We start from the raw sequence: 12,654 nt of genomic DNA, 5'->3' as shown, positions 1-12,654 counted from the left end.
ATGAGCAACTCAACTTCCCCAAACACTGGTTTAAGCTATAAAGATGCGGGTGTCGACATTGAAGCGGGCGACGCACTTGTCGATCGAATCAAATCTGTCGCTAAGCGTACCTCACGTCCTGAAGTTATGGGCGGATTAGGCGGCTTCGGCGCTCTTTGTAAAATCCCTAAAGGTTATGAAGAACCTGTTCTCGTATCTGGCACAGATGGTGTTGGTACAAAATTACGTTTAGCACTCAATTTGAACCGTCATGACACGATTGGTCAAGACCTGGTTGCAATGTGTGTAAACGATCTTCTTGTATGTGGTGCTGAACCATTATTCTTCCTCGATTATTATGCAACTGGACACTTAAATGTGGACGTAGCTGCAAATGTCGTAACTGGTATTGGTGCAGGGTGTGAGCTTGCAGGCTGTGCATTGGTAGGCGGTGAAACTGCTGAGATGCCGGGCATGTATGAAGGTGAAGATTACGACCTTGCAGGGTTCTGCGTGGGCGTGGTTGAGCAAAGCAAAATTATTGATGGCACTAAAGTTAAAGCGGGTGACATATTAATTGGCGTGGCATCTTCAGGTGCACACTCAAACGGTTACTCTTTACTTCGTAAAATTCTAGACGTAAAAAACGTTGATTTAACACAAATTGTGGATGACCGCCCACTTGCCGATGTTGCAATGGAACCTACCCGTATTTACGTTAAACCATTGCTCCAGCTTTGCAAAGAAGTTGATATTCACGCAATGGCACATATCACTGGCGGCGGTTTACCAGGCAACTTACCTCGCGTATTGCCAAATGGGGCTCAAGCAGTGGTCAATGAGTCTTCTTGGGAATGGCCAGAATTGTTCAAACTCCTTCAACGTGAAGGCGGGGTTGAACAACATGAAATGTACCGCACATTTAACTGTGGCGTAGGCATGGTCATTGTTGTTGATGCCCAAGACGCTGACAAAACGGTTGAATTATTAACAAGTCTTGGCGAAAAAGCATGGACAATGGGTCATATCCAGGATAATGCTGAATCTGTTTCCGGTGCAGATGAAAAAATTCGCGTAATTTTTGCATAAAGAATCGCACATGATCAAAATTGCTGTCCTCGTTTCCGGCAGTGGAAGTAACTTGCAAGCCCTGATTGATGCCAATCTGTCAGGTCAAATTGTTGGGGTGATTTCTAATAAGCCTGAAGCTTATGCTTTAGAACGTGCGAAAAAAGCAGGGATTCAAACTGCTGTTATTGAACACAAGCAATATCCAAACCGTGAAACTTTTGATGATGTGATGCATCAACAATTGCTGGACTGGAATGTGGATTTGGTGGTTCTTGCAGGCTTTATGCGCATTTTAAGTGCCAAGTTTGTCAAAGCATGGGAAGGGAAAATGCTCAACATCCACCCTTCTCTGTTGCCGAACTATAAAGGCATGCATACCCATCAACGTGTACTTCACACAGGTGATGTCTTGCATGGCTGTACAGTTCACTATGTGACTGCTGAGCTGGATGCCGGTCAGGCGCTTGCTCAAGGCGTGCTAAAAGTAAAAGTACATGATGATGTAAATACTTTAGCCAATCGCGTTCATGTACTTGAGCATGTCATCTACCCGCAAGTGGTTGAATGGATCTGTTCAGGAACAATTCGGCATACTGAACAAGGTGTGTTGCACCGTGGTCAAGCGATGCAGGAACCAGTTCAATTTTGTAAGTTTTAAATCGAATTTTATGTAATAAAAAACGCATCTCCGGATGCGTTTTTTATTTGTGAAAATATGGTGATTACGCTTGTACTTGAATCAGCTCTTTAACTAATTTCACCACTTCAATCGGATGTTCCAACGGGAACATATGTCCACCTTTAAAGACTTCAAAAGGAATATCAAATTTCTTCTGAACTTGTTGTGGAAACTTACGTGCTAGAAAAGGTCCCTTCTCAGCCACCACCAAATGTACAGGCACCTGCGGCTTAACTTGAGGCAACCACCAGAGCGATGGATTGGTTCTAAAGATATTAACTTCATCCATTTTAGGAATGGTCAGCTCTACGCCACCACGTAATGGATCATCCTTCAAGGCATGATCGATATAGGCCTGAAAACAGTCTGCTTCAAAGTGCTGATAAAAACCTTTGGGTCTTAATAGTTCTGCAGCCTGTTCACGAGATTGCCAATGATCGCGACGGCGCTTGGATAAACCTGCCGGAGACATTTTGTCCAGTGCTTTAAGCTTAAACAGCTTCGCCACATGTAAGGCAACAGCCTCCTTGCCCATGATCATTGGTGGATCAAGCATGATCACCTGACTAAACAGCTCAGGGCGCTTTAATGCCGCCTGAAAGGTCAGCACCGCACCCAGTGAATGCCCAAGTCCAATAACTGGACGACCTTGAGCTTGGCGTACAATACTATCAATGACTTGATTGGTTAGACTTTGCCAATGGTTATCAATGGGATAGCGCTTATCTGGCCCAAGCAATGGCACATAGATAATGTCATAGTCATCTTTGAGTAAATCAAACAACTTTTGATAGACTTTAGATGGCACGCCATTGGCGTGCGCAAAATGGATCAGTGGTTTCATTGTAACTTCGTCGTTTGTTCAGTTTGCACTTGTTGTGAAAGTGAGCTTGCGAAACCCTGCCCAATAGAACTCCCCATACGTCCAAGTACAGAATCAAAAGGACTATATTCAATGGTGTAATTGACTGCTCTTTCCAGTTTTAATTCGCGCTTCAGCGTATTTATGCTACCGGTACGATCTGCAACACCCAATTTTACTGCCTGATCACCGGTCCAGAATAAACCGGAGAATATTGCCGGATCTTGAGATTTCAGCTTCTTGCCACGTCCCTGTTTGACTGCATTGATAAAATGATTATGGACATCATCAAGTACAGCTTGCACATGTGCTTTTTGTGCAGGATCTATTGGCTGAGTCATGGAAAGCAATGCCTTATTTTTACCTGAAGTCATGGTGCGATCTTCTATACCTAACTTTTGCATTAAGCCATTTACACCGTAATTCGGCATAATTACCCCAATAGACCCAACCAGGCTTGATGGATTAACAATAATCTCATCGGCAGCAGAAGCGATGTAATACGCACCTGAAGCACCGGTATCACCAATTACGGCATACAGTTTTTTATCGGCATGGTTCTTTTTCAAATATTGAATTTCTTGCCAGATCTCATCCGACTGAACCGGTGAACCGCCTGGTGAGTTAATATTTAAAACGACAGCTTTACTCTGTTTGTTTTCAAAGGCTTTCTTCAGTGCTTTAACAGTATCAGTGCTATTTACACTTTGCTTGTCTGCAGCAATGGTGCCAATAATATCCACCACTGCAATATGTGAATTGGTGGTGGAAGTTGGATCTGTAGATGAAGTACTGCAACTTTTTCCTAATACCACCAAAATAAACAGGAGATAAGCAAAAGTTAACAATTTAAAGAAGATGCTCCAGCGACGTGCACGACGCTGCTCTTCTACTGAAGCTAAAACGGCTTTTTCTAAAATGTGCCATTCTTTGCCAGTGATGTTTTGTGAATTATGTTGTGTATTCTGAATTTCATTTTCTGGTTTTGGTGGCCAATCGGACATACAAAATAATCCAAGGATGAGTTAAATTGAATTCATTATATACACTGAATCATAGAAATCTGCCTAAACAATCTATTTTCGCCTATAATATTTGCACTTTTTGACTCTTTACATACATTGACGATAGGCAATGACTGATAATACTGCAACGGATAGTACATACCGCTTATTGAAATTTATAAGTCGGCAACCGATTCAAATTTCTAGATTTTTCGCTCGAATGCTAGCTGGGCTCGTCAATTTTTTAAAAATGTCAAAAACTTCAGATACAATTCGTCTTAATCTTCAAATTGCTTTGCCAGAATTAACCGCTGAACAACACGAGAAGATCATTCCACAGGCGATTCATAACGAACTGACCTCATATTTCGAATTTTTTAGTATCTGGGGTGCCGATAACAATAAAAATATTGCGCGTATTCATTCAATTACCGGAAAACAGCTACTCCATGAAGCACTCAAGGCGCCTGAAGGCCTGGTACTGATTGTTCCGCATTTTGGCACTTGGGAAATCATGAATGCTTACCTGGCTCAATTTACCCAAATGACCATTCTGTATAAACCGGTCAAAAATGAATCTGCTGATCAATTTGTACGTGCAGCCCGGAGTCGTGAACAAGCTCACTTGGTACCTACCGATGAATCCGGGGTAAGAAAAATTTTCAAAGCCTTAAAACAAGGCGGCACTACGGTGATTTTGCCAGACCATACCCCAAATGTGGGTGGCGAAATGATTCCTTATTTTGGAATTCCACTGGCTACCAGTAATCTGAGTGCCAAACTGATTCAAAAAACTAAAGCCAAAACTTTATTTTTATATGCACTGCGTAATGAAAATCAAGGTTTTGATATGCACATTGAGGCAATTGATGAGCGTATTTATCAAGGCAATGCCAATGAAGGTACCGGCGTCATTTTAGAAGCCATCGAAAATTTAATTCGTCGTTATCCAGAACATTATCACTGGAGTTATAAACGCTTTAAAGCCAATCCTGAACTAGATCGGCTTTATCATCTAAATACAGATGAAGCACTCAAACTGGTTACTGAAGTTCGCGCGAGAGCCAGTCAGCCCAAAATAGCTTAGGGCTTTAACCATTGCTGTGAATCCCGTTCAAATTCAATAACCATGATGTTTTTGTGTTTGGAAAATCGAATACTCCCCTGTTTTACTGTAGTAAGTAACGGAATGTTTAATTCTTTTAATCGAGATTCAACCACTACGCTTGGATGTCCATATCGATTGTTAAAGCCTGCTGATGCCACTGCCAGTTTGGGATTGAATTGCTTTAAAAAATGATAGGCGGAACTATGCCGACTCCCATGATGCCCCAAAACAAGAACATCAACTTTTAAGTCAGGATAATCCTGAAGAATCTGATATTCTGTAGACCAACCGGCATCTCCCATTAATAAAAAATTTTGATAGGGCTGTGCATTTTTGACCTGCACATAAACCACGCAGGACATTTCATTTTTTGCATTTTTGGCATTTGCCAAGTACTCAGTTTTGGGTGATAAAATTGTAAGATCGACCTGATCACTCCACTGCCATTTTTGACCTTGATGACAGTAATCAAACTGGCTGGAATGAGCGACCTTAAGCTGTTCATTTGAATATACTGTGTTGATAGGCAAATCATCTTTGATCGACTCATAAGCGCCTTTATGATCCTGATCCAAATGAGTCAAAATCAGTTGATTCAATTTACTGACCCCCTTTACCGACAAAAATGGCAAAATGATTTGCTTGCCCACACTAAATTTGCTCTCATCATAATTTCCGCCGGTATCAATCATCAGTGTCTGTGCCCGATCACGAATAAAAATCGCTTGCCCTTGCCCCACATCCAATACCGTCAATTCAAACTCATTTTGACTTGAATCGATCATGATTAAAGGTATACAGCATAATACCGACCACGTTTTCGGTACCACGCCACGCGGTAAAAATAAAATAATTAAACCCAGACATAAACTCAGCAACACCCAAAAGTTCATGGCAACCGGTTCTAGCGAAGGCGAAAAAAGCCAATCCAAAGCTTGCATGAAGATGAGCAAAGCTGAAAGACACCAATCATTGATTTGAAAAACCAGGCTTCCCAACGGCTCAAAAATGAAATAACACAATGCCGCAATTACATCTAAGGGAACAATCACGATACCAATCCATGGAATAGCAAACAAATTGCTCAATGGCGTAATCCAGGCCACCTGTTTAAAGAAAATCAGCATCAAAGGAAATAGTGCGATAAATATTTTCCATTGTGATTCGATTAAAATTTTAACTTGGATTTTAATGGTTTGAGCCTTAGTTTTGATTTCTTCAACCTGACTTTGCTGCTGCACCGTTTGATAAATACGTAACAGCACAAAGCAGGCACCATAAGACAACCAGAATGCAGCCGATAAAATACTAAATGGATCAAATATCAATAAAATAGAAGCACTTAACAGCAAAATATTTAAAGGTTGGATCTTTTGTTTTAACAGTACACATGCACTCATCAACAGGCAGGTAAGCAAGGTTCTGAGGGCCGGAATTTCAAACCCCACAAAAGCACAATACAACACTACGCAAATACAAAAAGGCAGAATCAACAAATATTGTTTTGGCCATTTTAAATAGATGTCTGGCCAATAACGGCGGATATATTGATGCAAGCCCCAACAGAGCAATAGGGCAAAAATCAGCACATGCGGCCCAGAAATTGCCAATAAATGACTCATGCCAAAGCGCTGAAAGAATTGTTCTGTCTCGGGTTTGAGTAAGCTTTTATCGCCTGTTAATAAAGCCAAAAGTAAGCCTTTATGCTTTAGAGGTTGTTTAGAAATAAAATTACGTAGCGCTAAGCGTTGCTGTTCCATCCATAACTGAATCTGATTCGCAAAAAAATGTTGCTGCCTGACATACCGGCCATAACCCAATGCAGAAATGTCCTGTTCAGACAATTTGTGTACCGCTGTCAACTTAAATCCAGACATGATATTTTGCTGAAGATACCATTGTTCCTGAGCAAAGACACCTTGCGTTGCATAGCTATGTGCCGGCAAAATTTTTCCCTGCAAGCGATAATACCGGCCCAGTTCAAGTGCAGGTTGATGATGAGCCCCTATTTTATTTTTTAAAAATGTCTGCCATTGCACAACTTGGGTATGTCGGTTCAACACCTGTATTTTTTGTTGTATAGATGATTCGCTCAATTCATTGATATTTTTAATATAGACAATCACTTCCACTTGGTTGGTTTGCCTTTCTCGAAACTGTAAACGGTCATCCAGCTGATGCTGGGCATAGTTACAGCCAAGCGTAATGCCCAGACTCAATCCGATACAAAGCTGTAAAAATTTCCACCACAAAGAATGAACTGGTTTTAAAACAGTGAGCTTTAAAAGCAAGGAGAGAATGAAAAGAGCAATACAAGGCAGCATTAAGGACTGTAAGATCGGGAAAGTCTTTCCCATGCTCGCAATACCGATAACCCAGCCCAAACATATTAATTGAATCATTATTTCTTATAATATTTTTTATTTTGCACAATATTAAAGCCCACCGCAGTGAGCTTCAATCAATTTTTCAATTTAGCGATCAGTGCCTAAGCATCAATCCAGATCCCATCTTGCATATGCAAAATGGAATCGCCGGCTTGAGCCAATTGTTCATCATGCGTCACAATCAGCATCGCCATATTGAACTCACTGCGTAATTCACTCAACAGTTCAAAAATTTTCACAGCATTTTTGCGGTCCAGATTCCCGGTCGGTTCATCGGCTAGCATCAATTCAGGTCTCGCCACCAAAGCACGTGCCAAAGCGACACGCTGGCGCTCACCACCAGACAATTCACCCGGTTTATGTGTCATACGGTGCGATAATCCGACACGATTCAGCAAGTATTCTGCTTGCTCTTTAGATTGTTTGTAGGTCGTGCCTGCACGCAGCATCAGTGGCATTGCGACATTTTCTAATGCCGTGAATTCAGGTAACAGATGATGGAACTGATACACAAAACCCAAATGCTGATTACGTAAATAACCACGCTCAGCTTCACCCAAGGTATCAAAGCGCTTGCCGTTTAAAAAGACTTGTCCTTCTGTCGGACAATCGAGACCACCCAGCACATGTAACAAGGTACTTTTACCCGAGCCACTCGAACCTACAATCGAAACAAATTCGCCTGCTTTAACTTGTAAAGACAAGTCTTTAATCACTTCAACCGTGGTTTTTCCATCAGTAAAACTTTTCGAGATATTCTTTGCTTCGAGGACAATATTACTCATAACGTAAGGCCTCTGCAGGTTGAGTTTTTGCAGCACGTAAAGCTGGATAAATCGTCGCAAGGAAGCTTAAAAGCAAGGATAAACACACAATCACGACTACGTCTTGCCAGCGCAAATAAGACGGCAAATAATTAATGAAATAGGCATCAAACAAATTCAAACCAAATGTGGTATTGAGCCAACCAATCACACTACTGATACTTGAGGCAAAAATAATCCCGAGAATAGCACCAGACACGGTACCAATCACCCCAATAATGGTTCCCTGTACCATAAAAATTCGGGTGATGGTTGCAGGTGAAGCGCCAAGGGTTCGTAGAATCGCAATGTCAGATTTCTTGTCGGTGACCACCATTACCAATGATGACACGATATTAAATGCTGCCACCAAAACAATCAGGAACAAAAGCAAGCTGACCATGGCTTTTTCCATCTGAATCGCACTGAACAAATTACCATGGGTAAAAGTCCAGTTCGATGCATAGAAGTTGCTTGGCAAGTCTTTGACAATGTCATCAGCAACTTCAGGCGCAAGGAAAATATCATCCAGCTTTAAACGGACACCTTGAGCACCATCGGGTAAGCGCAACAAGGTCGAAGCATCATTCAAGGCGATATAACCCATCATTGAATCGACTTCTGCCCCAATACTAAAAATCCCGACGATTTTAAAACGCTTGAAGCGCGGTACCACACCAGCGGGGGAAGGCGTTGCTTCAGGCAATACCAAGGTGATATTGTCATTTAGGCCTAAGCCCAGTGAATCAGTCATTTGTTTACCTAAAACAATGCCAAATTCACCTTTCTTCAGACTATCAATACTGCCTTCAATCATGTGATCCTGGATGATCGAAACTTTCTTTTCATATGAAGGTTCGATTCCCGTAACCATGATTCCGGCCACTTGTCCTTGCGCTGTAAGCATCCCCTGTAACTGGGTAAATGGTGCTACGCCTTTGACATGCTCATGTTGTTCAACTTTTTTTGCAAGTTCAGGCCAATTTGTTAAAATTTGTGTTGAAGAAACAGTAGCTTGAGGTATCATTCCCAAGACGCGGTTTTTTAGTTCTCGGTCAAAACCATTCATCACAGATAAGACTGTAATGAGTACAGCTACACCTAATGTGAGACCGATCATAGAAACCAGAGCAATAAAAGAAATAAAGTGGTTACTACGCCGTGCGCGAGTATATCTCAACCCTATGTACAGCGAGATTGGTTTAAACATACCATTTAGTCCGAGGAATAATTATGGAAAATTCACAGCATCAAAGCGGCAACATGGAACGTCGCGTTATGTCGCGTATAGATGCTGCCTTGCGCGTTAATTATCAGATTATTTCTGATGATGTCGCGTTAAATGACCCTTATGATCCTAACTTTGTGCTGCCGCGCTATTTTCTACTACTCGCAGAATTAGATCAATTTGATCACGCAGTAAACTACGAATTAGAACAATTATCTGAAAGAGATCAACAAATTGCTCGAATCTTATCCTTATTCAATCAAAAATTAAACCTTATTACCGGTTCTTTGTACGATGCAATTGTACAATCCATGTTACCTATCCCCGAAAATGTCAATTTCTCGGAAACCGGATTCAGTTTCTTTAATGAGCATCTGATTCAGGAAGGAACCTATATTCACGTGACCTTAAGCCACCCTGAAAACTTCTTTCATATTGCGGCAACCGCACAAGTGGTTTATAGCAGAGCTGAAGACAACGGTAAATTCCGTACCGGCGCTTATTTCATCACCCTACATCCACAAGATCGGGTGAAACTGAGCGAATGCATTACCGTGAGCAAGACCAAGGACTAAACAATTTAAGGCTTAGATTTTATCTTATGGGCGAGCTTACGACTCGCCTGAAGGTCACGATAGAAATAGACAAATAAACCAAATAATAAAACAAATGCACCGACAAAAATCATTGCAGACAATGATTCGTTATTCAGTACTGCACCAATAAACAAGGCAATCATTGGCGTCATTACGGTGGTTAATGACAAAGTGGTGGCTTGAATATTTTGGACCAATTTGAAATAACAGAACATTGCAATTAATGAAGCCATCACCACAGCATAAAGCAGGGCAAATAATGACTTGGCATTTGGAATATGCGTTGGTGCATATTGCCAGATAAAAGGCACAATACAGATTGCAGCCACAGTGGAAACAAAGATAGAACCTGTCGCCTGTGCTACAGGATCAACATTCGCATTGACCTTCTTTACCCAAAAAATTGATAAAGCATAGGTAAATACACTGATCAGCATGAAGCCAATACCGATTGGGTTAATATGCTGGTTTTCACCACCAAAACAAATAATGGCTAAGCCCGAAACTGCAATGAACATGCCCAGCCACTGTAAACGACTTAAACTCTGTTGAAAGCCAAAGCGTCCAATCAAACCCGCCATAATCGGTGCCAAACCAAACATCAGCGCAATAACGCCTGAGCTTAAATAGCTTGTCGCAATATAAGTAAAAATCTGCGAGCCCATCAAACTAAATGACCCCGCCAGATAGCTATGCCATGCGTTTTGATCAGTGGGAAATTTGACTTTTAGAACGACCAATAATACGACTGCAAGTGGCAAGGCAATAAAAAAACGCAGCACAAGAGCCCACATTAAATGCAAATCAGAAACACTCCACACAATCGCCAATGGTGTAGTAGCCCAAATAAACACCAATAAGGCATAGGTGGAAACAATATTGGCTTTAGAAGGCATATGGAGCTCGGCTTAGGGTGCAGTTTTACGTTTCTGTTTCTGGATGGTTTGATCGAGTGAACTGGAAAATTCACGTTTATCACGTTCAGAAAGTGGCGGTGGCCCACCAGTGTTGACCCCTGCTCCGCGTAATGAATCCATAAAATCGCGTAAATGTAGACGGGCTTTGACATTTGCCGTGGTATACACCTCACCCCGTGGATGAATCGCAATACCACCCTTTTCAATCACCAGAGCCGCAAGTGGAATATCTTGTGTCATCACAATATCATGCTCTTTCATGCGTTCGATGATTTCTTTATCGGCGGCATCTGCCCCACTCATCACTTGAATGGAATTAATTCGAATTGAAGGCGTAATGCCGACATTTTGATTGGCGACAAAAGTAACTTCTAACTGATAACGATCTGAAGCGCGAATAATCACTTCACGCAGAATTTTAGGTAATGCATCGGCATCGACCCAAAGTTTAAATGGCAGCACAAAGCATCCATAGCAAGAAAATATTAAGACCTAGTTTAACAAATTCGTATGACAAGAGGATGGATAAATCTATTGGGCGTATTCCCTACTTTGTCATTTGGGGAAGATAAACTTGGTTTCTATACATAAAATTTATAATTCATGTTTCTCTTTACCCGGCTATTTGGTCTATTTCTCATATTTTGAAGGTTAAATTTAGCCGGATGACTTGAAATTTTAAAATAACCCTCGATTTAATAGATAAATATAACCCAACATCAATTGTGAATATGAAAAACCAAAATAGACCAGAAATTATCACCATTGAAGATCAAAGCTTTGGCAGTCATATTGAACACTGGAATCTACTCACAGAAAACCCAACGACGGACGTACCAAAGTGGCTGGGTTTGGCACTCAATGCCCCGGTTATGCCTATGGGCTTATGTCCCCAAGAGTGTGACATGGATGAAACAACTTGGCTGATTCAAGGACCAAAGAAAGCTGCGGTGCAAATCAATCAGGTGATTGCGGTTGAAAATAATAAGCCAAAAGCGGTGAAGACTGCATTTCCCAGTTTCGAAGGTCCCTACAAGATTGATGCCAAAATTGAACGTATTATTAGCTGTAAATCAAATACACAGGCAGTTTTACGCTTAAATCTGGGGGCAAATACTATTGTGTATGCCTTTGATACGCTTTATAGCGTTAATCATGAACATTATGAAAAAGATCAGACTTATTTGGCTCAATTGAATGCTTGGGCTTATGAACTGGAAGCTGTTTCAGACCATGAACAATTGGTGGTCGATGATCCTGCCTCAATCAAGCACCATCGTGCTTTAAACGATATTTTAGCCGCCAATGAGGGGATTGCCCCTGCCAATTTACAAGCGCAAATTGATGCTTGGGAACCAAAATCGGAAGATGATAAAGAACCGGTCACCGTCGATTTTTCAAAAATGGTGGCCTATCTGTATGGCGAAAATTTGGGGCAGGAAGATGAAGCCTGGTTTCAGGGCAATATTGTTGGTAAAAGCTCAATGTCGTTTATGAATCAGCAATACACACTTTATGATGTTTCCTTAATTCATGATGAAAACCAAGAAGCCACTCTAATCCGTATTGCCACCCAAAATGCAGCCCATAAAGACTTTCAGATTGGTCAATTTATTCGAGGCAACCTGTGGATTCAAGTCAATATTCATTCTAAAAAACAGTAAGCTATAAACAGCAGCTCAATATGACGATGATTAATTCTCTTATTTAGCTGCTTTTTTTATGTGTATTTTTATTATCCAATTGCAAAATTAATTTTAAATTTATCCACAACTCAATATTATATTGAATGTTTTTAAATTCAGATTTAAATACACTTACCCACAGTTTAAATTCAAAATTTTATATTTTAAGATATACTCATGATTATATGCTAATAGTTAATTTTTAAGCTTTTTATTCAGTTCAGCCTAGATTGACAAGAAGCCGAGAATAAATGAGATATTTATTTCGATAAAATAAATATTTTAATTACATATTTTTATTTAGTACTTTATTTAATCAATTTTTTATGATAAAA

Annotated in this window: 12 protein-coding genes; 5 read left to right on the top strand and 7 right to left on the bottom strand. The window is 40.8% G+C overall.

Annotated elements, in window-relative coordinates; translation table 11 throughout:
• Both purM and purN read left to right on the top strand, forming a co-directional pair.
• Positions 1–1,068, top strand: coding sequence for a phosphoribosylformylglycinamidine cyclo-ligase (purM, locus tag ACKI4H_RS11985; RefSeq protein WP_407306009.1), 1,068 nt, complete (start codon positions 1–3; stop codon positions 1,066–1,068).
• 10 nt (positions 1,069–1,078) lie between these two features.
• On the top strand, positions 1,079–1,708 hold the full coding sequence (gene purN, locus ACKI4H_RS11980; protein WP_407306006.1) for a phosphoribosylglycinamide formyltransferase: 630 nt from the start codon (positions 1,079–1,081) through the stop codon (positions 1,706–1,708).
• A gap of 64 nt (positions 1,709–1,772) precedes the next feature.
• Here the strand turns inward: purN and ACKI4H_RS11975 are convergent, their stop codons facing one another.
• Both ACKI4H_RS11975 and sppA read right to left on the bottom strand, forming a co-directional pair.
• A complete protein-coding gene (locus tag ACKI4H_RS11975; RefSeq protein ID WP_407306003.1) occupies positions 1,773–2,573 on the bottom strand; it encodes an alpha/beta fold hydrolase in 801 nt (266 codons plus the stop codon).
• Positions 2,570–3,595, bottom strand: a complete 1,026-nt coding sequence (sppA, locus tag ACKI4H_RS11970; RefSeq protein ID WP_407306000.1) for a signal peptide peptidase SppA — start codon at positions 3,593–3,595, stop codon at positions 2,570–2,572. Before sppA ends, ACKI4H_RS11975 begins: the two co-directional genes overlap by 4 nt.
• 130 nt (positions 3,596–3,725) lie before the next feature.
• Here sppA and ACKI4H_RS11965 point away from each other — a divergent pair, with 130 nt between their 5' ends.
• Positions 3,726–4,682 carry a lysophospholipid acyltransferase family protein gene (locus ACKI4H_RS11965; protein WP_407305997.1) on the top strand — a complete coding sequence of 319 codons (957 nt, stop codon included), beginning with the start codon at positions 3,726–3,728 and terminating at the stop codon, positions 4,680–4,682.
• Here ACKI4H_RS11965 and ACKI4H_RS11960 read toward each other — a convergent pair.
• The 3 genes from ACKI4H_RS11960 to ACKI4H_RS11950 form a co-directional block, all read right to left on the bottom strand.
• Positions 4,679–7,105: a DNA internalization-related competence protein ComEC/Rec2 gene (locus ACKI4H_RS11960; RefSeq protein WP_407305995.1), complete on the bottom strand. Its 2,427-nt coding sequence runs from the start codon at positions 7,103–7,105 to the stop codon at positions 4,679–4,681. The two genes, ACKI4H_RS11965 and ACKI4H_RS11960, sit on opposite strands and share 4 nt — an antisense overlap.
• 86 nt (positions 7,106–7,191) lie before the next feature.
• A complete protein-coding gene (gene lolD / locus ACKI4H_RS11955) occupies positions 7,192–7,875 on the bottom strand; it encodes a lipoprotein-releasing ABC transporter ATP-binding protein LolD (RefSeq protein ID WP_407305992.1) in 684 nt (227 codons plus the stop codon).
• Positions 7,868–9,103 (bottom strand): lipoprotein-releasing ABC transporter permease subunit, encoded by a 1,236-nt coding sequence (locus ACKI4H_RS11950; protein WP_067724881.1) that lies wholly within the window; start codon positions 9,101–9,103, stop codon positions 7,868–7,870. Before ACKI4H_RS11950 ends, lolD begins: the two co-directional genes overlap by 8 nt.
• Before the next feature lie 23 nt (positions 9,104–9,126).
• On the opposite strand from ACKI4H_RS11950, the gene ACKI4H_RS11945 reads away from it, so the two are divergent.
• Entirely contained in the window at positions 9,127–9,696 is a 570-nt protein-coding gene (locus tag ACKI4H_RS11945) for a PilZ domain-containing protein (protein WP_407305989.1), read from the top strand.
• A 5-nt stretch (positions 9,697–9,701) separates the two neighbouring features.
• Here ACKI4H_RS11945 and ACKI4H_RS11940 read toward each other — a convergent pair whose 3' ends face one another.
• Positions 9,702–10,613: a DMT family transporter gene (locus ACKI4H_RS11940; protein WP_407305986.1), complete on the bottom strand. Its 912-nt coding sequence runs from the start codon at positions 10,611–10,613 to the stop codon at positions 9,702–9,704.
• Between the two features lie 12 nt (positions 10,614–10,625).
• The gene (locus ACKI4H_RS11935; RefSeq protein ID WP_407305983.1) at positions 10,626–11,096 is read right to left on the bottom strand and encodes a YaiI/YqxD family protein; all 471 of its coding nucleotides are present in this window, start codon (positions 11,094–11,096) and stop codon (positions 10,626–10,628) included.
• 269 nt (positions 11,097–11,365) lie between these two features.
• Between ACKI4H_RS11935 and ACKI4H_RS11930 the strand changes: the two genes are divergently transcribed.
• The gene (locus ACKI4H_RS11930) at positions 11,366–12,298 is read left to right on the top strand and encodes a hypothetical protein (protein WP_407305981.1); all 933 of its coding nucleotides are present in this window, start codon (positions 11,366–11,368) and stop codon (positions 12,296–12,298) included.
• Positions 12,299–12,654: the final 356 nt, after the last annotated feature.

The organism is Acinetobacter sp., assembly GCF_045628685.1.
Classification (GTDB): domain Bacteria; phylum Pseudomonadota; class Gammaproteobacteria; order Pseudomonadales; family Moraxellaceae; genus Acinetobacter.
This window is presented reverse-complemented; position numbering and strand designations above follow the sequence as displayed.